This is a genomic window from Hymenobacter sp. UV11 (genome assembly GCF_004684095.1).
Classification (GTDB): Bacteria; Bacteroidota; Bacteroidia; order Cytophagales; family Hymenobacteraceae; genus Hymenobacter.
In genome coordinates this window covers 156,986-178,644 of the sequence record NZ_SRII01000011.1, presented here as the reverse complement: position 1 = coordinate 178,644, position 21,659 = coordinate 156,986, and the positions used below count along the sequence as shown (strand labels likewise).

At 59.7% G+C, this 21,659-nt stretch carries 21 protein-coding genes; 4 read left to right on the top strand and 17 right to left on the bottom strand.

All coding sequences use genetic code 11. From position 1 onward, the window contains the following. Nucleotides 1-102 precede the first annotated feature (102 nt). From E4631_RS20170 to E4631_RS20160, 3 genes are read left to right on the top strand one after another with little or no spacing between them, the layout of a single operon-like run. The gene (locus E4631_RS20170; protein WP_133658837.1) at nt 103-456 is read left to right on the top strand and encodes a hypothetical protein; all 354 of its coding nucleotides are present in this window, start codon (nt 103-105) and stop codon (nt 454-456) included. 3 nt (nt 457-459) lie between these two features. After that, nucleotides 460-717, top strand: a complete 258-nt coding sequence (locus E4631_RS20165; RefSeq protein ID WP_133658838.1) for a hypothetical protein — start codon at nt 460-462, stop codon at nt 715-717. Nucleotides 718-773: 56 nt separating this feature from the next. Then, nucleotides 774-1,436: a DUF3347 domain-containing protein gene (locus E4631_RS20160; protein ID WP_133658839.1), complete on the top strand. Its 663-nt coding sequence runs from the start codon at nt 774-776 to the stop codon at nt 1,434-1,436. A gap of 433 nt (nt 1,437-1,869) precedes the next feature. On the opposite strand, the gene E4631_RS20155 is transcribed toward E4631_RS20160, so the two are convergent. The 9 genes from E4631_RS20155 to E4631_RS20125 all read right to left on the bottom strand — a co-directional run bounded on the left by E4631_RS20155 (nt 1,870) and on the right by E4631_RS20125 (nt 9,262). After that, on the bottom strand, nt 1,870-4,479 hold the full coding sequence (locus tag E4631_RS20155; protein WP_133658840.1) for a multicopper oxidase domain-containing protein: 2,610 nt from the start codon (nt 4,477-4,479) through the stop codon (nt 1,870-1,872). A 281-nt stretch (nt 4,480-4,760) separates the two neighbouring features. Then, the gene (locus tag E4631_RS26625; protein WP_240735094.1) at nt 4,761-4,883 is read right to left on the bottom strand and encodes a heavy metal-binding domain-containing protein; all 123 of its coding nucleotides are present in this window, start codon (nt 4,881-4,883) and stop codon (nt 4,761-4,763) included. Nucleotides 4,884-5,149: 266 nt separating this feature from the next. After that, a complete protein-coding gene (locus E4631_RS26025) occupies nt 5,150-5,287 on the bottom strand; it encodes a hypothetical protein (protein ID WP_166648183.1) in 138 nt (45 codons plus the stop codon). A 329-nt stretch (nt 5,288-5,616) separates the two neighbouring features. Beyond that, a complete protein-coding gene (locus E4631_RS20150) occupies nt 5,617-6,081 on the bottom strand; it encodes a DUF305 domain-containing protein (RefSeq protein ID WP_133658841.1) in 465 nt (154 codons plus the stop codon). Nucleotides 6,082-6,119: 38 nt separating this feature from the next. Next, the gene (locus E4631_RS20145; RefSeq protein WP_133658842.1) at nt 6,120-6,350 is read right to left on the bottom strand and encodes a hypothetical protein; all 231 of its coding nucleotides are present in this window, start codon (nt 6,348-6,350) and stop codon (nt 6,120-6,122) included. Nucleotides 6,351-6,525: 175 nt separating this feature from the next. After that, a complete protein-coding gene (locus tag E4631_RS20140; RefSeq protein WP_133658843.1) occupies nt 6,526-7,050 on the bottom strand; it encodes a hypothetical protein in 525 nt (174 codons plus the stop codon). A gap of 37 nt (nt 7,051-7,087) precedes the next feature. Then, on the bottom strand, nt 7,088-7,876 hold the full coding sequence (locus E4631_RS20135; RefSeq protein WP_133658844.1) for a transporter: 789 nt from the start codon (nt 7,874-7,876) through the stop codon (nt 7,088-7,090). Nucleotides 7,877-7,921: 45 nt separating this feature from the next. After that, complete coding sequence (locus E4631_RS20130; protein ID WP_133658845.1) at nt 7,922-8,812, bottom strand: hypothetical protein; 891 nt, start codon at nt 8,810-8,812, stop codon at nt 7,922-7,924. A 30-nt stretch (nt 8,813-8,842) separates the two neighbouring features. Next, complete coding sequence (locus tag E4631_RS20125; protein ID WP_133658846.1) at nt 8,843-9,262, bottom strand: hypothetical protein; 420 nt, start codon at nt 9,260-9,262, stop codon at nt 8,843-8,845. 281 nt (nt 9,263-9,543) lie between these two features. Here E4631_RS20125 and E4631_RS20120 point away from each other — a divergent pair, with 281 nt between their 5' ends. Then, nucleotides 9,544-10,677: a multicopper oxidase domain-containing protein gene (locus tag E4631_RS20120; RefSeq protein WP_133658847.1), complete on the top strand. Its 1,134-nt coding sequence runs from the start codon at nt 9,544-9,546 to the stop codon at nt 10,675-10,677. Between the two features lie 177 nt (nt 10,678-10,854). Here E4631_RS20120 and E4631_RS20115 read toward each other — a convergent pair whose 3' ends face one another. From E4631_RS20115 to E4631_RS20080, 8 genes are all read right to left on the bottom strand, one after another. After that, nucleotides 10,855-11,400 carry a DUF6122 family protein gene (locus E4631_RS20115; RefSeq protein WP_262709805.1) on the bottom strand — a complete coding sequence of 182 codons (546 nt, stop codon included), beginning with the start codon at nt 11,398-11,400 and terminating at the stop codon, nt 10,855-10,857. Between the two features lie 486 nt (nt 11,401-11,886). Continuing rightward, nucleotides 11,887-12,108, bottom strand: coding sequence for a hypothetical protein (locus E4631_RS20110; RefSeq protein ID WP_133658848.1), 222 nt, complete (start codon nt 12,106-12,108; stop codon nt 11,887-11,889). Between the two features lie 200 nt (nt 12,109-12,308). Further along, nucleotides 12,309-12,548, bottom strand: coding sequence for a copper chaperone (locus E4631_RS20105; RefSeq protein WP_133658849.1), 240 nt, complete (start codon nt 12,546-12,548; stop codon nt 12,309-12,311). Between the two features lie 441 nt (nt 12,549-12,989). Further along, nucleotides 12,990-16,346: a multicopper oxidase domain-containing protein gene (locus E4631_RS20100; RefSeq protein WP_166648184.1), complete on the bottom strand. Its 3,357-nt coding sequence runs from the start codon at nt 16,344-16,346 to the stop codon at nt 12,990-12,992. Nucleotides 16,347-16,879: 533 nt separating this feature from the next. Then, on the bottom strand, nt 16,880-17,089 hold the full coding sequence (locus E4631_RS20095; RefSeq protein ID WP_133658851.1) for a heavy-metal-associated domain-containing protein: 210 nt from the start codon (nt 17,087-17,089) through the stop codon (nt 16,880-16,882). Between the two features lie 200 nt (nt 17,090-17,289). After that, entirely contained in the window at nt 17,290-17,631 is a 342-nt protein-coding gene (locus E4631_RS20090; protein WP_133658852.1) for a four-helix bundle copper-binding protein, read from the bottom strand. A 217-nt stretch (nt 17,632-17,848) separates the two neighbouring features. Beyond that, complete coding sequence (locus tag E4631_RS20085) at nt 17,849-18,415, bottom strand: helix-turn-helix transcriptional regulator (RefSeq protein WP_133658853.1); 567 nt, start codon at nt 18,413-18,415, stop codon at nt 17,849-17,851. Between the two features lie 18 nt (nt 18,416-18,433). Beyond that, complete coding sequence (locus E4631_RS20080) at nt 18,434-21,658, bottom strand: efflux RND transporter permease subunit (RefSeq protein ID WP_133658854.1); 3,225 nt, start codon at nt 21,656-21,658, stop codon at nt 18,434-18,436. Nucleotide 21,659 lies beyond the last annotated feature (1 nt).

Below are 21,659 nucleotides of genomic sequence, written 5' to 3'. Positions count from 1 at the left end.
TCTCCTGATGGCGCTGACCCTGCCGAAAGGAAAAATTCGGGAATCGTACGGCACGTTCGACCCCTACATCTTTTAAGGCCGCGGGCTGATACCATTCCCAGCATGAAACACCAACCTTTCGAAACCCGCGCGCACGACCTGACCGGCTACGCGGCCCTGAATTTTCTCGATGGCCGGTTTGCCTCCTTTGCTCAGGTGTTTGCCCGCTTTGACCCGGCGCGCCATGAGCCGGTAACCCTGAAAATCTCGCTCGAAGCCGGCCGGTTTACGCTCACGCTCTACGCCCGGGACCGGTTGCAAGCGCCGCCTCCCAACCCATCCGGGAAAAAGCTCCTCGTGCAAAAGTTTAAGCTGGTGTTAACGGCCGATGCTTTTTCGCGGCACATCAGCCGGTTTGCCGTCGCTCTGTCCAACGAGAAGTTCAACATTGAAGAAATGGAAGTCATCCCGTCTTAAAAAATGATTGCTGCTCCAACTGATTGGCGCCATTTCGCCGGCCTTACTTTTTCCACGGGGGTGTTCAACCTGATGCCCTTCGCTCCCACCCTCGCGGGCCAATACACCATTAAAGACATTGTCCTCGTCAGCGCGGGCCTGGTGCTGGGCGGCGCCGTGCGCGGCGAAAAGCAGATTGCCGACCCCGTCGTGGCCGAAAAAGCCCAGGACGTAGAAGAGCATACACTAGCCCGCGAAGACGGGCAGCCCCTGCGCTGGTAGGTAGCATAAGCTGCTTCCCTGGACCACCCCTTACGCCACTACTAGCTTCACCGAATATGAAACCCTCAAAATCAACCGCTTGGTCCGCCCTCTTACTAACGGTCACCCTTGTGGTTCAAGGCTGTAATCAGGAGAAAGGCAAAGTGCCGACGTCTGACACCTACAAGAACCCTGATAACGTAGCGGGCCGGGTGCCCGGTACGGACCCCAAAACCACGGAGATGGGGGTAGATGACATGCTGCAGGGCACGAATATGGTTTTCCGGGACAACCTACCTTCTGCGTTTAAGACCCGGTTTGTTCCGGTGGTAACAACTTACCTAGCCATGAAGGATGCCTTTGTCGCCGACAATGCCCAAGAAGTGGACAAACAGGCCAACCAGATGACGCAGCTGCTGCAACAAACGCCCGATACCCTACTCGGGGGCGAGGCAGCCGCCTTCTGGAAAGAGAAGAAAGGGTTTTTGATGACCCACCTGAAGTTGTATAAAGCCGCTGAAAAAGACCAGGCCAAGCGACTGAGTTTTGTTTTTCTCTCGACGGTCATGGTGAAAACTGTCAAAGCATTTGGCTACGGGCCGCAGAAACTCTACGTGGACTATTGCCCCATGGCTAACGAAAAGAAAGGCGCTTATTGGCTTAGCCAGACCATGGAAATCCGCAATCCCTACCTGGGCCGCAAAATGCCGACATGTGGGGAAGTAAAACAGGAAATTTAGTTTACTGAACTACTAAATGCGGCTGCCGGGCGGCTGGCTCCTCCCGCTTTGAGTCCCCGCGACCCTTTAAATGCCCGCCCGTTACGCCCCGGCCGCATCAACTGTTGCGCTCTTTCGACAATCCCACTTAAAATAGATAGCCCTCATGAGATTTGGAGAGCCTCAAAAAGCGTAGGGTAACCCTGCTACTTGGTTGGCCTAAGTAAAGGGAGAGGAAACATCGCTTCAACTACAGTCCCGACTGCCCCACCCTTTTCGAGGCTCTCCTTTTTGGCGGCCCTGGCTCCCGAGTGTATTTTTAGGGCTAGCTGGTGACAACGAGGCATAAAAAAACGCCCGGCCTAGCCGGGCGTTTACTAGTAGACGCAACCACTACCTGCACTTCCCCACCAATAAGCCGGGGCCAGCGTCGCGGGAGCTTCCGCTTTAGGTGTTAGAAACGCACCGTTAGGCCGCCGCCGCCGCCAAAGCGGTTGTCGTAGCTACCCATGAGGGAGAAGTTGCGGGAAAGCATGTACTCCAGGCCGGTGTTCCAGACTACTTCCTTGGAGAAGCTGCGGTTGTTTTCCAGCTTGTTTACCCAGCCAAAATCAGCCTGGTACTCGTAGTAGCCGAATGCCAGCAGCCGGGAAAAAATCATGATTTCGCGGCCCAAACTCAGGCGCGGGCGCAGCTGGTTGTCGATGCGGGCGTCGAGGCTGAACAGGTAGGGCGTCAGGAAACGCAGGCCGACTACGGCCGTGGTGGTAGTTTTAATCACCACCTTGCCGTTCACCTGTTCTGTGGCGGGCGACATCATTCGTTTTCGGAAGTTCTCCACGTTCACGCCCCCGAACACGCGCAGGTAGTCGTAGAGGTAGCGCTCGTAGGTAACCTCCGTTTCCATGTTGCGATTCCAACCATATTCCACGCTCAGGTTGAACTGGTTGCGGACATTGGACGAGACTAAGTTCAGCGTGCTCTGGTGCGTGGCAGCATCAAGGCGGCCCCAGGTGTAGTACTGGTTGGTTTCACGCAGCAGCTTGCTCACCGGGAAGCCTTTCAGACGCGGGTCACGAGGCGTGTCGTAGCTCACAATGCGGGCCATGCCGCCCACCAGATGGTAGAGAATGTGGCAGTGGAGAAACCAGTCACCGTACTCGTTGCCCAGCACCTCAATGGTCACCTGTTTCATGGGAGGCACGTTCACCGTATGCTTGAGGGGCGAATACTCGCCGTTTTCGTTGATGACCCGAAAAAAGTGCCCGTGCAGGTGCATGGGATGGTGCATCATCGTCAGGTTGTTGTAGGTAATGCGGGTAATCTGGTTGCCCCGAATGGGAATTTTATCCGCCGACGACAGCGGCACGCCATTCATGCTCCAGATGTAGCGCTGCATGTTGCCGGTCAGGTTGAGTAGAATCTCACGCACGGGTATGGTGTCGGCATAAATTGTTTTCTGGGGCGCGCGCAGGTAATCATAGCCATACTCCGAGAACATATCCATGCCGGCCATCTTGCCATCACCGCCCGCACCGTTCATGTTCTTGCCAGCCATTTTCACGTCGTCCGGCTGCATATTGCCCGTCTGCGCGTCGTCCATCTTCATGCCGGCCATACCCGCGTCAGTGCCAGTTTTCACGCCGGCCTGCTGGGCGTCGGCGCCGGGCATTTTCATGCCGGCCATGTCAGTGCCGTCGGCCATTTTCATCGGTTTTGCGGCCGGGGCGGCCGGGCGCCGGTCGTGGCGCATCGGCATCCCGGCCATTGGCATCTGTTGGCCGGCGGGCATGGTGTCGGTGGGTGTAGCCATAGGGGCCGGGCCGGCAGCGGGCCCGAGCTTCGGGCCTTTCGACATGCCGCCCGGGCCGTCCATCTTCATGCCCTTCATTCCGCTCATCCCGCCGTCTTTCCCTTTCTTACCCATCTGCATCCCCCAGTTAGCCTTCATCTGCTGCGGGTCGACGTGGTTGGGCCGAAACTTGAGAGCGGGCGCGCCCATCCGCATGTCCATTTTGGCCATCTGCTGCATCAACCCGATTTTGTCCGGCTTGGGCAGCACGGGAGCGGCCACCACCGGTCCCGTACCCAGGTAGGCCGAGGTGGTGCCAGAGCCGTCCTGCGCCATAGCCCGGAATTCCAGCTGGCCGTTGGCCGGTACGGTCACCAGGAAATCGTAGGTTTCGGCTACCGCAATAAAGGTTTTGTTGTGCTTCACCGGTACCACGTCCTGACCGTCAGCGGCCACCAGCAGCGGGTCTTCTCCCCCAAACGTCATCCAGAACTGGGTTGAGGACGAGCCGTTGATAATGCGCAGGCGTACTTTTTCGCCGGGCTTAAACTCGGGGTACTGCTGCACCGGCTGCCCATTCACCAGAAAGGCATTATAGTACACGTCGGCAATGTCGAAGCCTTCCATGCGCTGCTTCCAGAAGTTGAGCTGGGCCCCGAAGGCTCCGCGGGCAATGACGCGGTTGAGGGGGGTAGCCGTACCCTTGCGAATGTTGTACCACTCGGAGCCCCGCTTGAGGAAACGCAACACGTTTTTGGGCTGCTGGTTGGTCCAGTCCGAGAGTACCAGCACCAGGTCCTTGTCGTAGGTCAGGCGCTCGTGCTTAGGTGCAATCACGATGGAGCCGTACACGCCGCTTTGTTCCTGCAGCATGGTGTGGGAGTGGTACCAATAGGTGCCGGCCTGCTTGAGCGGAAATTCGTACTTCAACTCCTGCCCCGGCTTAATGGGTGGGGTAGTCAGGTAGGGCACGCCGTCGTAGAAATTGGGCACCAGCAGCCCGTGCCAGTGCACCGACGTTTCCACGGCCATCTCGTTTTTGACGTAGATAACGGCGTAGCCCCCCTCCTTAAAGCGAATGGTCGGACCGGGAATACCGCCGTTGATGGTCATGGCCGGCACGGGTTTACCGGCTTTGCTTACCTGCTCCTGGCGGATGGTGAGGTGGTAGACAGCCGTATCAGACTGTGCCCGTGCCGGCAGTCCGGCCAGCCCGAGCAGCACCAGCAGCCAGCAACGGACAGCCAGAGGAGTAGCGAAGAACGTATTCATACAAGTTGGAATAGCGGAGAATGGTGATAAAACAGTCGTCGGGGCTTTAGCAACCCCTTACAACCGACCGAAATGGCCCGGAGTACGAGCCCTGATAAAGTGGAAAGCCGCCAGTTGGTATACCCCGGCTTTAGTAGTCCGTTTTGCCGGGTTGAGTCAATAAATCGCATGTTTTGGACAAGTGGCCGGAGCTAGCCGGGTAGCTTGCCCAAAACATGCAAACACAAGGATAAGTCAGGAGTTACGGGATGATAGCCGGGCAAAAGCACCTGGCGCCCGGCTTACTTCTGGACTAGGTTCATACCACACTTGGGGCACTCACCCGGCTGGCTGCTTACTACTTCTGGGTGCATGGGGCAGGTGTGGGTAACGACCGTGCCATCGGTGGTGCTGTCGGCGGGCATGGTGGCTTAGGTAGCGGCGGCTTCCAATTGCGCCTGGCTGGGGTGGTCGTGCTCGGTGCAGCCGGTAATCAGGAGGCGGTTACCCGTAGCTAGGCAGGAGGTTAGAAGCTTGTATAGGGGATGAGTAAAAAGGCTGAGTCGTAGCCCGAAGCGGTAGTGCATCCGATAGGGGGCTGCTACATGGCTATGCCGCTCATGTGGTCGTCGGTAGCTCCTTGGCGCAGGCTATGCTCACTTTTCAGTAACTACGCGCCGGCCACTACCACCTAGTCGCCGGGCTGCAGGCAGGCCAGCACGGGCACGGTGGCCGCCGTGCCTTCCCCGGTACGCACCCGCACCCGGCGAAACTGCCGCTCGCCGGTTTGCTTCCATAGGTAGCTGGCAGCCCCGGCGGGCTTAGGCACCTGAATACGGGCCAGCGTAACCTGAATATTCCCGCTTAGCTCAAGGCTGAAAAATACTGCCCGGCCGCGCAGCGGCTAGGGTGGGTAGACCAATCCGGGACTGACCAGCAAATAACTGAGGAGTAGAAACAAGCTAACCAAGCGCTTCAAGAGGAAACCCAACTAAGAAAAGCAGCAACAGTACAAAGTACGCCAGTAAAAAACGCCGGGTTAGTACAGAATCCGCTTGATTTCTTGCAGAATTTGTGGCTTGCCAGGCAAAACCAATCCTTAGCCGTCGAACGATAGCCGACGCGGTATGGTACCCTAGCCCCTACCCGCCGAAAGGATTAACGAGGTGCTTGCTCCAGCCGCTTCAGCATGCGCTTCATCTGGCCAATCTCGCGCTGCTGGGCGCTGATGATGCTGTCGGCCAGTGCCCGCACTTCGGGGTCTTTGATGGTGGCGCGCTTACTGACCAGAATGGCAATGGAGTGGTGCGGAATCATGGCCTTCATCCATAGCGTGTCATCAACAAACACCTGGGTGCGGACCATAAACGTCACTACTCCGAACATCACTAAGCTGCCGGCCATAATCAGGGCGTTGCGGCGCTTGTCGGGGTACATGCTCCACATAAAGCCCATCATAATCAGGGTCATGGGCACCAACATCAACAAGGCCATGTACACGCGAGTGAGGCTGAAGTACACGTGGTCCCACTCGTAGACGTTCAGGTACATCACGGGATACATGGCCATCAGCGAGACGGCCAGCATCAGGAAAAAGCGGGGATAGGGATTTTTATGTTCCATAAAGGCAAGGTAAATTGGTTGAAGGAGCCTAATCATGCTCAGCTTACTGGTAAGGAAAGGCAGCCAGGAAGCTCACTGCCGGCAGGTTCGAAGAGCGTGAATTGATTGTTGGCCGGGTCAGCCAGGATGAGACGACCCGGTCCGGCCGCTACCATGCGCCCCCGGTTTTCGCCCGGCACCAGTGGGCGGTGCTCAAACCGACGCCGGGCGGCGTCCACGGAATCCACCGGGAACACGTGCGCGCCGGGCGGAGCCTGGGTGAAAAGCACCAGGGTAGCGGCGCTGGGCAGGCGAAACGTTGAAGCCTTCGTCTACGCGGCATCTACTGGCAGATTGAGTATGGCGGTATACCAGCGCCGGGAGGCGGGTAGGTCCGGAGCAACTGGTAATCGGATGGCCCTAAGTGAAAATAAGTACATCTACCGGGAATACTGGCCCCGCCGGCTAATGGTTTACCGGAACCTCGTGCTGCCGGCGCAACGGCAGGTCCAGCAGCATGGGCACGCCCTGAATCAGGGCCAGCACGAGGTACTGGTAGCCCTTCAGAAAGTTCGGGTTGAGCCCTGCCATGATGGCCCCTAGTAGGTTGAGAAGGGCCGCGCCGGCGTAGAGTTGTTTTCGGGCAGTGCCCTTTACCGCCATGGCCGTATAGGCGAAGCCCGCCGCCCCAAAAAGGAACCACAGTGCGTGAAAGCTAAACTGCATCAGCAGTTTGACTTCGGCGGCGTGGGCCCCGAAGTTTTCGAGCAGAACCAGCGCCGTGGCCCCGGCCCATACCCACCCCAACGCATTGGCTTGGCGGCCGAGCGCCAGCGTGAGCCCCACCGGAAGCAGCATGGCCCCAGCCCAGGTCCAGAGAATGGCGCTGTGGGGCTCCTCCAGTGCGTGACCGAGATATTCGGTGAGCAGGTAGGCCCCGGTGACGGTAAGCCCCCACCCCAGCAGGAGGGTTTGGCGGGTGACGTTCATGGGCGAAAACGGGAGCAGCCAGCAGCGTGGCCCGTGGTTAAAAGGCGTGCTGCAGGCCCAGAGTGGCCGTGAACTTGTCGGCATCGGTGCCCAGACCAGCGGAGGCCCCTAGGCTCATCACCAGCCGGGGATTCATCTGGCGGCGAAGGCCGGCTTCGAGGGAGGAGCCCAGCTCGCCTACCAAGCGGCGCTGCTCGCGCACGAAATCAAGCACCAGTACCGACTGCGGCGCGATGCGCGTGGAGTAGCCCACCAGCAGGGCGAAGCGGTCCAGGCGCTCGGCCTTCAGCTCGCGGCCCTCGGCCACTACGCCGGGCTGGCTGTTGTGGAAATACACGACGTTGAGGTGCAAGCGGTTGAGTGAGCTGAAAAGGCTTTTGGTGAGGATGAAGCGGCCGTTGTAGTCGGTGCCCGCGCTGCCCCGGCCGGTGGGCACGGTCAGGCTGCCGGCCAGGGCCACGGCGGGCAAGTACCGGCCCTCGGTGTTGAAGTTGTAGAGGGCCGACAGCTGCACGTCGCCGCTGCCCGAGCGGTCGCCGTTGCCCGAGTAGATGGGCACGGCCACGGCCACCTGGGTATTGCGGAAGGGCCCAAATTCCAGGGTAGGCGTGTACTGCACCAGGTTGGCGTCCGTCCGGCTGCGCTGGTAGCGCACCGGCAGTTGGAATTCGCGGTTGCGCCAAGCCGTGGGGTAGGCGTCTTCGAGGCGGGTGGGCAGGTTGGCATCGAGGTTAAGCTGGTCGGTCTGGGCGTGGGCCAGCGGGGCCAGGCCCAGCAGGCAAAGCGCGGCCAGCAGCAAACGGCGCAGGAAAAGAAGTTTTTTCATGAAGCGGTAAATCAAGCAGTTGAAAAGAGGGGAGCACTGCCGACGTTAGTGGGCCAGCGGGGGCAGGGTGGGCTCCTGGGTCATGGACCAGGCGGGGGCATCGGGCATGGTGCCGTGCTTGTCCTGCCAGCCCTTGAGCATTACGTCCACCATCATCTGCGGCGTTTGACCAGGCTGCATACTTTCGGGCATCATCTTCATGTCGGGCATGAGCTTCATCAGCGCTTCGCTCAGCGAGCCGGGCAATTCGCCGGCCTCCATGCCGGGGCGCATCTTCATCTTGAACTGGGCCATCATCTGCTCCTTCATCTCGGGGCTCATGCCTTGGGGCATCATCAGCGGCATCATTTCCTCCTGCATCTCCATCATGATGCGCGACATTTCCCCCTCCGAGCTTTTTATCCAGTCGTAGTACACGCGCGGGTCCAGGTCGGGGTGCGGCAGGGGAAACTTGCGGACGTACTTTTCGTCACCCGGCTGGTAGCTCATGGCCTTGATGACGCGGTACAGCTCGTCACGCTTCTGCGTTTCGGTCCACTTCTCGTAGCTGAGAATGTCGTAGGCAATGCCGTGCAGCATGTGCAGGTTGTCGAAGATGTTGGCCGACTCCGGTGACATCTGCGAGTAGCGCGGCATCACCTCGCGGCTCAGCACCATGCGCTGGGGCCGGTCCTTAAACGCCTGGTCGAACATAACCCGGTTCATCTCCTTGAGGGCGGCTTCCTGGCCGCCGGGGGCGTTGCCGCTTATCATCAGGCACTCGTAGGCGGCCGGGTGCCACCAGTGGGCCACGTAAGCCTCGTTGTTCGACTTGGGGTAGTAGTTGCGGTAGTAGGTGAAGTAGGGCTTCATCATCACGGCGGCCCGGCGCATGGTGATGTCGAGCGGGGCGATACTGCGGGCCACGTCCGGGTTTTTCTCCAGGTAATACTTCACGGCCCGGTCGGTGTACGCCTTCTTCTTGTCCTAGGCTACGCGCGGGCTAGCCATAATGTCGTAGGTCTGCTCGTGGTGCATGTGGGTCCAGTCGATGACGCGGTAAAGCTTCCAGGCCACGCGGGCCACGTAGGGGCCGTACAGCTCCATTGTGGGGCCCACTTTCGACTTTTTGTTCTTGACGAAGCTGTACACCTGTTGGTCAAACTCGTCGTCCATGCGGGCGCGGTCAGCCGGTGGGGTCAGCAGGGTCACGTCGTGCTCCTTGCCGTGGTGAAAGTGAAAGCCCGCCGAGTAGGCTTCCGATTCGCCGTGGCGGCGAAAAAACGCGGCATTATAAGGCCCCCGCAGGTAACTGATTTCCTTGCGCGGCTCGGTGGTAGTATTACTAGCCGAGCAGGCGCTCAACAGCAGCGCCAGGCTTGCCGCTATCGTAACAATACGTAACATGTATGTAGACAATTAATTAACGGATTATACTGCGCACTAGTAGGGCGGCTCGTGATGTACGGCCCACTTCTTCGCTGGTTTGTCACAATTGCGCAGTTGCATTACATAATTCTCGGCTCCCTACAATTGCTGTTGCGGATAGTGCAAAGTTTTTGGAAACGTAGAATTATACAGTCGATGCGCACTGATAGTGTAAAACACCCCTAGCCCCATGGAGTAAACCGCAACAGTATCGGCGGCCTGAATGGGCCACTGAGTTTTCATCAAGTTCTCTCTTAATTATGAAAAGGAAATTTTATATACCCAAGCTTAGCTTGTTTGCCCTGCTGTTGCTGCTGGTTAGTGCCTGCAAAAAGGACGATGCTGTGACGCCCAATTCCGGTCCGCCGGTACAGACGCGGGTGTATTATATCGCCGCCGAGGAAGTGGACTGGAACTACCTGCCGGAAGGCCGCAATGTGTTTTCCGGGATGCCTTTCAGTAAGTTGGATTCGGTGTTTGCCGTGCGCACCCCCACCGGCCCCCACCCCCGCATCGGCAGCACCTACCGCAAGGCCCGCTACGTGGAATACACCGACGCCACCTTCACCACCCCGAAGCCCATTGCTCCGGAGTGGGCACACCTGGGCCTGCTCGGACCCGTTATCCGGGCGGTCGTGGGCGACTCGGTAAAGGTGTATTTCAAGAATAAAACGACGATTCGAGCCAGTATTCACGTGCACGGCTTGCTTTACGGCAAAGAATCGGAGGGCTCAGGCAACGCGGCGGGCACGCAGGCCAGCCTAATTGCGCCCAATGCCTCCTACGTCTACCGATTTTTTGCACGCGAAGGCTCAGGACCCGCCCCGGAGGAGGGTAGCTCTACGATGTGGGTGTACCATTCGGCCGTCAATACCAATCAGAGTGATTTATACGCGGGCATGGTTGGGGCCATTGTTGTGACCAAGCGGTCTATGGCTAACGCCGATGCCACCCCTACGGACGTGGACCGCGAACTGGTGACGCTCTACAACATCTTCGACGAGAACATGAGTCCCTATTTGGCCCGCAACATCGCCACCTACCTGCCCGGCTTTATCAATCCCAATCCGGATGATTTTAAGATGAGTAACATGATGCACAGCATCAACGGCTACATTATGGCCAATAACAATGCTCCCCTTAACATGACCAAGGGCCAGCACGTGCGCTGGTACGTGATGGGCTTTGGCGACGTGACGGGAGTGCATACGGCCCACTGGCACGGCAACGCTACCGTCATCAATCACCGGGATACCGACGTGATTGAGATACTGCCGGCATCCTCCTTCGTGGCCGACATGACCCCCGACGACCCCGGCAAATGGGCCTACCATTGCCACGTAAGTAACCACGCAGCAGCCGGTATGGATACGTTCTACACCGTCAACCCCTAGGGGCTGGCCCTGTCCCATATATTTCGAAGTAAGCCGCTTCGGGGATTCAAGCGCTAGCGCTAATGCTGCTCCACCTACTGCACTTATACTCGTCACGAAGTGGGGTGCGAGTCGATAATTTCATGTTATCGACTCGCACCCCACTTCGTGATTAGTGTATAAAACCTTAGTTCCCCTTTACTCGACCTTAACACGGCCCAGTAGCTGCCGCACCCGGTTGCGTAAAGCATAAATCCGGGAGCTAAGGTAGCACTCGCGGCAGTGGCTGAAGTTCCACAAGCAATCTACCGTATCGGTGAGCAGGTGAAAAAGCAGGCCCACGGCGACCATTTGCGTCGCCGGCAGCAGGAGCAGCAACCCATACACCGGGATGGCATAAAAAGAATGCAACGGATGATAGCCCACACTGCAGCGCAGTGGGTCGAAGATGGGTTTGGCCAGCAGATGGTCCAGGTCCATGAGCATTGTGGCCAGCATAATCAGGTAGGCAGTTTGCCACAGCAGGGGGAAAAATACCAGCGCCAGCACTACCGGGAACACAAAGTGCAGGCCGTAGTGAACCAGCGTTTGGGCGCTGAATAATTTGGGCGAAACAGACTGGCGTGTCCCGCGCAGGGCTATAGGCTGGGTTGTGCTACGCGCAGTGTCAGCGGCCGTTGCTTTTGTATCCCGGCTACCCGCAGGCTCCTTTTCCCGCCTGGGTGCCCGGACCTGCGGGCCCATAACCCCGGGCCGCGCTTCCGCATTCACCCGCCTCCGCTGGGTGGGGCGGCGCCCCGGGGCAGTTAGCGCCGTTGCCGTATCGACGTGCTGTACCGGTCGCGGGGGCCCATACCCACCAGCAACTGAAAACCTAGGCACTACAGCGGACGACCGGCAACCGCCCAATACCAGAACCAAGCCGGCAGCTATATATAGAAGGAGGCGGAAAACAGGCATGGGAACATGGGCGAGGCTACGGGAAGCAGGATTTGAGGCTAAACGCGTAGGGTTGAGCCTAGTGCGATGAACTTGGATACCAGGGGTACCCCCACCCTGGCCGGCGCCTGCTCGCGGGCGACATTCATAACCCGTATAAAACTCAATTCCTCACCTGGATAGCCATTATCTGGCACTTATAGCCGGACGCGAACAACGACAGCTACTCCACCAACGCGACAGTTAAGCTGGGTGTCACGGCCCTGGTACAATTGATTTGTTCAGCATGGCCTAGACTGCGGGCGCACGGATAGCCTCCTTCGATAAAGCGCCGTGCGGGCCCGGCCGGTCGATGCAGTGTCGGGCCAAGTCGCTGCCACTCTGACCGGGCAATTGTAGCTGGTCGAAGCGGATGGTCAGCTGTTGCCAGCTGGCCTCAATATCGGCCGTTGCTGGCTTCGCCGCGCGCGTAGTCAGCCGGCGAAGCAAGTGCTGCAACTGCTTGATGGTCATAGAACAAGGTGGAGTTCACGTGGAAAAGTACCCTGAAATGAGAACCCGAGGAATTAGCAACTGGCAAGCCGGATAACTGGCTACTCGAATAGCAATAGCTAACTAGTTGCTTTGCAATAAACTATGTAATAATTGCCGGAAATTGTGTACCTAGTCAGGTCCGTATCGCTGCTGCTAGTGGGTGCCGCACGCGGTTCTGCCTACACGTCGTCTCCTCCTATCCCTAGCACGCGAAGGAGCTTGGCCTGAAAACCGGCTTCCCGAAACACGTTTTCTATCTGCTGCGGGTCCAGCTCATGCCCTGAGATGCTTAACACATGGGGCTCGGTTTCGGAAGCTATATCCCACTTCACCACTGCTGGCAGTCTGTTTAAAGCAGGGGCGACCTTGGCCACCGCTTCCGCTGTCGTGACAGTAGTTTTGAATTTTAGTAGTTCCATGGTTTTTGTGTAGGAATGGACGTGTGGAGTTTGTTATTAGGCTTGCTTTTGCGTCAGCGGCGGTCCGTCAGCCTGAGCGGAACCGAGGCGTGCTCGGTAATTTAGTAGCGAATAGTACGCATTTAGTTCTTACTTCTGGGCCTAGGCCCCAGTATGACTAGCATTTCGAGCTGCTAATACAACACGCCCTGCTCGGCTTGTAGTGGAGTGGGTACCTTGGTTTTGCCTGGCTTCTGGCGCAGGTCTATTTCCAGCGCGCAGTACCAGGCTGACATGGGCACGTCGTTCATGCGGTGTTTGAAGAGGGCTGCACGTCTTTTCAGGGCTTGTTTTTCCACTGCCACATCCTCTGCCACCTGGTGGCCGGAGTGGGCTGCTCCTGGCTGGGCCAAGCGGTTAGCAAACCCGATGTCGAAGCACGGAGCGAAGCGGGCGGCCCGACTAGTAGTGAAACGTCAGGCCCGCTCCCCACTTGTAGTCGCTGTCGTAGTTGGTGCTGGCGGAGAAATAGCGGCTGAACTGGTAGCGGAAGCCGATGGTGTATTCCAGGTCGGTGTTCACCACCAGGTCGGCAAAGAAATTATTGCTCAGCGCCAAATCGCGCCGCTCTAGTTGGAGCCGGAACCGGCCGTTGTCGTCAACCCGAAACTCGGAGCGCACCAGCATGGGCAGCAGGTAGTAAAAGCCCGCGTCGAACACCCGCCGGTCGTACTTGCCGTTGAGGTTGCGCACCCCTTCCTGGAGCAGCAGTTTGTCGTTGCGGTAGTCGAACCCCACGAACGCGGCCAAGTACTGCCGCTTGTCGAGGTAGCGCAGCAGGTGGTTTTCTACTTCCACGTCGCCCCGGCGCGACGCGCGGGCGTCGATTTCCAGGGCGTTTTTGTTGTTGGACAGGTTGAACTGCCCAAAGGCTCCCTGGCTATGCACGGCCACGTCGGCCCAGGGATACAGCACGTTGTCTTCCCGTGTCAGGCCCCGGTAGCCGGTTTTGGCAAACTCGTTTTTGGGGCCGTCCTCGTAACTCACGATGCGGGCCATGCCGCTCATCATGTGGTAGAGGTTGTGGCAGTGAAAAAACCAAGCCTTGTCCTCATCGGCCAGAAACTCGATGGTGACGGTTTCCATCGGCTTGATGTCGAAGGTGTGCAGCATGGGCGAGTACCGGCCCTGGGCGGTGACGAACCGGAAGAAGTGCCCGTGCAAGTGCATGGGGTGGCGCATCATGGTGGTATTGGTGAGCACGAAGCGTACGTTCTCGCCCCGCCTGATGGGAATCACGTCGGCCTCGGACAGCGTTTTGTTGTCGAACGACCAGACGTAGCGCAGCATATTGCCCGTCAGGGTCAGCTTCACCTCCCGTACTTTATTGGTCGAATCGAGCGTGGTGGGGTGAATGGCTTTCAGCATATCGTAGCTGAGTTGGGTGCCGCTGCCACCCATGCCGGGCATATTCATAGACATGAACATTCCCGGCATGGTGCCCTGGTCGTTGGCCATATCCATGCCCGGCATCGGGGCGCTTTTCGGTTTGGGAGCCGCCGCAGGCTTGCTATTCATATCCATGCCCTTCAAGGGGGCCCCGGCGGGCTTGCTATTCATGTCCATGCCGGGCATCGGGGGGGCGGTGGGCGGGCCGCCCGTGCTCATTCCCTTCATGTTTTGCATGGTGCCCATGTTCATACCGCCGCCGCTCATGTTCATGCTGCTCATCATGCCGTTCATGGCCCGCAGCATGGCGAAATAATCCAGCTTGGGCAGCGTAGGCGCCGGCATCTCGGGGCCGTTGCCCAGAAATACCGAGCCGTGGCCCACGATGTCCCAGGAGGTGGCCCGCAGCTCGTACGCCCCGTTGGCCGGCACCGTGACGATGACGTCGTAGGTTTCGGCGGTCGCCATTTCAATCTTGTCCACCGTCACCGGCACGATGTTGATGCCGTCAGCCGCCACTACTTGCATGGGGCCGCCAGCAAACTGCACGGTAAAGTAGGTAGACGAGCCGCCGTTGATGAGCCGCAGCTTTACGCGCTCGCCGGGCTTCACGCCTTGGAAGTAGCTCTTTTCCTGACCGTTGATGAGGAAACGGTCGTAGTACACGTCGGCCACGTCCATGGGCGTCATGCGCTTCCACTCCTGCTGCACCTTGTCTTTGAAGTAGCCGGCGGCAATGGCTTCGCCGTAGCTCTGCAACGCGCCCTTGCGGATGGAGTACCACTCCGCGCTTTTTTTCAGGTAGCGCAGCACTTGGTGCGGGTTTTCGTCCGTCCAGTCGGAGAGCAGCAGCACCTTTTCCGTCAGCGGGGCCTCGTCGGGTCGCTTCACCACGATGGAGCCATAGAGGCCGGCCTGCTCCTGCAAGGCCGTGTGGGAGTGGTACCAGTAGGTGCCGCTCTGCCGCAACGGGAAGGTGAACGTGTGCGTGGTGCCCGGCTTGATGGGAGTAGTGGTCAGGTAGGGCACTCCGTCCTGGGCGTTGGGCACCAGCAGGCCGTGCCAATGCACTATCGTCTCCATTTTCATCCGGTTATGCACCCGGATTACGGCCGTGTCGCTGTCGGTAAACGTGAGCGTAGGGGCCGGAATGTGGCCGTTGACGGCAATGGCCCAGCGCTTTTTGCCCGTGAAATTGGCCAGGGTGTCGTGCACGTACAGGTCGTACACCACGCGCTTGCCCCGGTACGTGGTGGGCGTGGGATGGGCTTTTTCCCAGGCCGGGTTGTTGTCGTAGAGAAAGGCCGGCGCGGGCGTTGCGGGCATACTCATACCGGGCATGGCCCCCATGCTCCTCCCCTGCCCGGCTTGGTTGTCGGCAGCGGACCGTTTTTCTGAGCCGTTCATATCCATGCCGGGCATGGCCTCCATTTCGGTGGCCGGTGTGCCGCCCATGCCCGGCATGGCCTTACTTTTCGCAGCCGGCCGGGCCGGGGCCTGTTTCCTGGTCATTCCCGGCATGGACTTCATGGGCGGTTGGGACGGGCTCTTTGCGCCGGTGCCTTTCCCAGTCATTCCTTTCATATCCATGCCTTTCATGCGAGCGGACACAGGCTTGGCTTTGGGCCTGACTCCCTGATTGGGGGCACTTTTTGCTTTAGAACCACTCCCCATATCCATGCCCTTCCTACCAGGCATGGGCTGGGTGGCGGGCATACTCATGCCCTTCATGCCGGGCTGCTGCATTCCGCCCCCGCTCCAGTGGGCAGAGCTGCTCATATAGTAAGTAGTGCCGGGAACGCGGGGTTGGCGAGCGGCTGGCTTAGGAGCTTTGCTTGGAGCCACCTGCATACTATCGCCCGCTTTCATGTTCATGCCAGGCATGGCTTGCTGCTGCCCTTCGTGCTTTTCGTCATGCTCACCCTTCATCACCAGGTGGCCTTGCGGCCCTACACCTTCGATGTACACCAGTCGCGCTCCGTGGTGGCCGGTCACGGTTACGGCCCCGGCGGCAGCCAGCGCCACGACTAGCACCAGTAGTTCGTAGGCACGGTGTTGGGTCTTGAAAAATAAGGCCCCAACACCCAGCAGCAGGGTTATGCCGGCTAGCCATAGCGTATAGCTGGCGTATTGCTCGTGCGTGTTGAATACGGCCGCGGCTTTGGGGGGCAGGCCCATTGGCATGGCGTGGAAGTAGGTACTGGCCGCGATGGCCCCGGCAAAACCGCCGCTCATGGTAGCCAGTGCAACCCAGCGCACCTGTGGCCAGTCCCTAATCACGAGCAGCGCCTGCAGGCCAGCTGAGAGCAGGATGAGGACGATGGGCAAATGCACCACCAAGGGATGCAGGTTGGGAAAATCTTCAAACATAGAAAACTGGGTAAAAAATTGACCGCGACGCCGTTGGGCAACCTTGTCCGGCCCTGGCCCGACGAGCGGGTGCGAGGCCTCCGGCCGGCTACGCATATTGCATGAGCCAGCATGCGGCCGGATGCCCCCGGATGGAATTCAACGAGCTTGCGACCGCAAGAGGCTTTGTCAGAAGCCTTACGCTTACCCTTCCCCCTTGTTTGCTGCTATTCTGGGCAGAGATTACATAATTCCCAGCATCGACGCTCACCTCCGCACTTCTTGAGACTTAGACGCCCCAGTAGTCCAGCCTTAATGCCATTACCGGGCGCTATCTGAGACCATGCCCTACGACGCTGCCCGCACAAACGCGTTGCGTACCGGAGTGTCCTAATGCTCGCTGCCGCCGGCCGACTGCTTTCATCCCGGGTGGTAGCTACGTTTCACGGTTACCATTTATAACAGAAGCCCCGGCTATGTGAATAGCCGGGGCTTCTGTTATAGAGGTTCTGCTTCGCCCGCACGGGCAGCGACGGCACCGCCGAACGCAGGAACTACGCCGCCTGGATTTTAAAGCCGGCCTGCTCTACCGCGGCCACAACTTGTTCCGCGCTGAGCTTATCGGACGTCACCGTTAGAATTTTGTCGGGGTTGGCCGTGTCTACCTGCCAGTTGCCGGCGCCGGCTTCCTGGTTAAGGGTGGGGGTCACGGCTTTGATGCAGCCGCCGCAGTTGATGTTGGTTTTAAATTGAAGCGTTTTCATGGGAAATTAAATTAAAAAGCGCTGAATGAAGGCTCGGTAGTAAGAACATGCAAAGCTGGCGCCAAGTGCGGGCCGGAGGGGTATAAAATTGTGCCGCTGAATTGCAAGATTTGCTTCTTCCCCTCCATCTTCCGGAAGTTTCGAGCATGCAAAAGCCGGCCCAGACATTTCCGGGCCGGCTTTTCAGCCTATCACTTGGATTAAGCGGCCACCCCCAGCCCGGCCCGGCAGGCCTCTTCGCAGCGGCGGCAGGCCTCGGCGCACTCGCGGCAGTGCTCCATGTGGGCACCGTGCTTCTCGCATTCGTCGCCGCAGGCCTTGCAGATTTCGGCGCACTCGCGCAGCAGGTGCTGAGCGTGCTCGGAGCCGCGGGCCACGAAGCGGGCGGTCAGGGCGCAGATGTCGGCGCAATCGCGGTCGAGCTGAATACAGCGGGCCATCATTTTAACGTCCTGCTCGCTCAAGCAGGCGCTGGCGCAGTGCTCGCAGGAGTTGACGCAGGCGTAGAGCGCGGCGAGGAGGCTTTGGTTTTGAGAATGCATGGGTTGAAAAGTTAGGTGGAGAATGGTATGGAAGGTTTTACTCGCCACAAGCCTGGTAGTTGTGCACAATTTGCCAGCATCTGCTGCATAATTAGTAGCTGGTTTTCTTTTTCTCTCTCCGCACCCTTTCCCTAAAGGACAGATACGAGTGTCTCCGACGGACACGGCAACCCATTGTACGGCTGCAGCTGCCGGGGCCCACGGGGGAGGTTAGCTGCTAGGACTCCGCCTTCACCAAACACTGGCGCCGGTAGTCGCTGGGCGAAACGCCCGTCCCCCGCTGAAACTGGCGTGAGAGGTGGCTCAGGTTGCTGAAACCCAAAAAGTTGGCAATCCGCCCCACGGGCAAGGCCGTCGTGCGCAGCAGTCTTTGGGCTTCTTGAACCCGCTCGCGGACCACGTATTGCTCTAAATTGACGCCCTCTGTGCTAGAGAAAACACTGCTTAAGTAAGCAAACCGCTGGCCCAGCCGCTGGCTGAGGTGATGCGAGAAGTGCCCGCTGCGCAGCGCTGCCGGCTCGCGCTGCAGCAGTTCCGCAACCGCGGCCTTGATGGCACCCACCAGCCGTTGTTGGGCGCCCTGCTGGTCCAGGATTTCAAACCCCTCTGCTGCCAGGCACTGCCGTAGCCGGGCCCAGTCGATGGTTTCGGCCGGGCCCAGCACTTCCACTTCTCCAAGCTCTACGCGCAGGGGCTGCAGCCCGAGCTCCACGAGGCATTCGCGGACCACGAGGATGCACTTTACGCACACCATGTGGCGGATATAGATGAGGGTGGAAATCATGGTCGGAGTACCAATCAATTACAAGGCAGGCGCCAGCGAGGCATCTTCGTCCCCGGCTGGCGTGAAGGGCGGGGCATCCACGGAATCGTCCAGCTTGCTCAGGCGCGGGCCGTGGTGGTTGGCGCGGTACTGCGCCAGTGCCCGGCGCCCCAGCAGGCGGAACACCACCGGTGTCACCACGATGTCGAGCAGCGTGCTGGAGAGCAGGCCGCCAAGGATGACCACGGCCACCGGGTAGAGAATCTCCTTGCCGGCCGCCGACTTGTCGAGCGTGAGCGGCACCAGGGCCAGGGCGGCCACCAGGGCCGTCATCAGCACCGGCACGAGGCGTTCGAGCGAGCCGCGCACTATCATGTGGTCGGAGAACTCCTCCCCTTCCTTCTCCACTAGGTGCAGGTAGTGGGAAATCATCATGATGCCGTTGCGCGAGGCAATGCCGGTGAGGGTAATAAAGCCCACCAGCGAGGCAATGCTGAGCGTGCCGCCGGTGAGCAGCACCGCCGCCACCGAGCCGATGAGGGCCAGCGGGATGTTGAGCATGATTTGCGCCACCATCAGCCCCGATTTGAAGTGCGAGTACAAGACCAGGAAAATGCCGATGAAGGAGAAAATGCTCAGCCAGAGAATCTTGCTGCTGGCCTCCTGCTGGCTCTGGAACTGCCCCCCGTAAGTCAGGTAGTAGCCGGTGGGCAGCTTCACCTGCTGCTGAATTTTCTGCTGTACTTCCTTCACCGTGGAGCCCAGGTCGCGGCCGGCCACGTTCATCGAGATGGTAATGCGGCGCTGCGTATTCTCATGGTTTACCGTGTTGGGGCCCGGCTCGTAGCTCACGTCGGCCACCGCCGACACGGGCACGAAGCCCCCGCCGGGCGTTTCGATGCGGGTATTGCCGATGCTGGCTAAGTCCTGGCGCTGGCTTTCGGGCAGCTTCACAATCAGGTCGAAGCTCTGCTGTCCCTGCAGAATACGCGACACCACCGAGCCCTGGAACAGGGTTTCCAGGTCCTGCACCACCTGGCCCCGCTCCAGGCCGTAGGCGCGCAAGGCCTCCTCGCGGGGCCTAATCAGGAGCTGGGGCACCTGCACCTGCTTTTCCACCTGCAAGTCCACGACGCCGGGCACCGCGCCGGCGGCGGCCCGCACCTCGCCTGCGTAGCGGCGCAGCTCCAGCAAGTCATTGCCAAAGAGCTTGATGGCCACCTGCGCGCGCACCCCACTCAGCAGGTGGTCGAGGCGGTGCGAGATGGGCTGGCCGATGTTCACGTTCACCCCGCGCAGGATGCTCAGCCGCTGGCGGATGTCGGCCAGCACCGCGTCCTTGCGCCGGATAGGCAGCCCGGCTTTTTCCAGCTCCTCTTTGGTTTTGAAAGCCACCTCGATTTCCGAGTTGTTCACCGACTCGGCGTGCTCGTCCAGCTCGGCCCGGCCGGTGCGGCGGGCCGTAAAGGCCACTTCGGGCACGGCCAGCATCTGCTGCTCGCCAATGGTGCCCAGGCGGTTCGACTCGGTGAGCGAGGTGCCGGCGGGCGTGGAGAAGTTCACCGTGAGCGAGCCCTCGTTGAAGGGCGGCAGAAACTCGGTGCCGAAAAATGGTACCGTGGCTGCCGCCAGTACGAACAGTAGGCCCGTAATGCCGAGAATCATTTTGGGGTGCCGAAAGCCGAAGGTGAGCAGGCGCGTGTCTTTGGCTTTAAGCCAGCGCACCAGGCCGCTGTCCTTTTCGGCGTGCATCTTCATTTTCGGCAGCAGGTAGTAGCACATCACCGGCGTCACCGTCAGCGATACCACCAGCGAGGCGATGATGCTGGTGATGTAGGCCACGCCCAAGGGGGCGAAGATGCGTCCTTCAATGCCGGAGAGGGCAAACAGCGGCAGAAACACCAGCACCACGATGATGGTGGCGTACACAATGGAGTTGCGCACCTCGGAGCTGGCCTCGTAAATTACCTGCAAGGCTGGGCGCGGCGCGGGAGAATCCTTGTTCTCCCGCAACCGGCGAAACACGTTTTCCACGTCCACGATGGCGTCGTCGACCAGCTCGCCGATGGCAATGGCCAAGCCGCCCAGCGTGAGCGTGTTGATGGTGATGCCGGCGGCCTTGAAGACCAGGGCCGTGACCAGCAGTGAGAGCGGAATGGCCGTGAGCGAGATGACCGTGGTGCGCACGTTCAGCAAAAAGGCGAACAGCACGATGACCACTAGAATGGCGCCGTCGCGCAGGGCGTCCTCGACGTTGGTCAGGGAGTTGCTGATGAACTCGGACTGCCGGAACAACCGGGTGTTAAACTGCACGTCTTTGGGCAGCGAGGGCTGCAAATCGGCCAGGGCTGCTTCCACCGCCGTGGTTAAGTCCAGTGTGCTGGCCCCCGGCTGCTTTTCCACGCTCAGAATCACGGCGGGCCGACCGTTCACGCTGCCGTCGCCGCGCTTGAAGCGCGCGCCGAACGTGACGTTGGCCACTTGCTTGACGCTGATGGGCGAGCCCTCGCGGTAGCCGATGATGATGTTCTCAATGTCGCGCACGGAGTTGAGGCGGCCGAGATTGCGGATGAGCACCTCCGAGCCGTTGCGGTCGAAGAAGTTGCCGGTGGTATTCAGGTTGGACCGGCGCAGGGCCTCTTCCAGCTGGTTGATGGTGAGGCCCGTGGCGTTGAGGCGGGGCAGGTCTACCAACACCTGGTACTGGCGGGAGTCCCCGCCGATGGGGATTACCTGAGCCACGCCGGGAATGCTGAGCAGGCGCTGACGCACCGTGTAATCGGCCAGCGTGCGCAGGTCGGCCGGGGTCGTCGGGCCTTGGCCGGTGTTGCTCATGCCGATGAGCATAATCTGGCCCATCACTGAGGAAATGGGCCCCAGCACGGGCGTTACGCCCACGGGCAACTGCCCACCCACGGTCTGCAGCTTTTCGGCCACAATCTGGCGGGCGGTGAAGATGTCGGTGCCATAGTTAAACTCCACGAACACCAGCCCTAGACCAATGGCCGAGTTGGAGCGCACGGCTTCCACGGCAGTGGCCCCGTTCAGGGCGGTTTCCACGGGGCGGGTCACCAGGGCTTCCACCTCTTCGGGGGCCATGCCCTGGGCTTCGAGGAACACGGTCACGCGGGGCCGGTCGAGGTCGGGTAGCACGTCCACGGGCAGGCCGCGCAACGTGGTGAAGCCGCCAATGAGCAGCGCCACGGCAAAGGCCAGGGTGAGGAGCCGATTTTCTAGCGCAAAGCGAATGATGCGGTCAAGCATG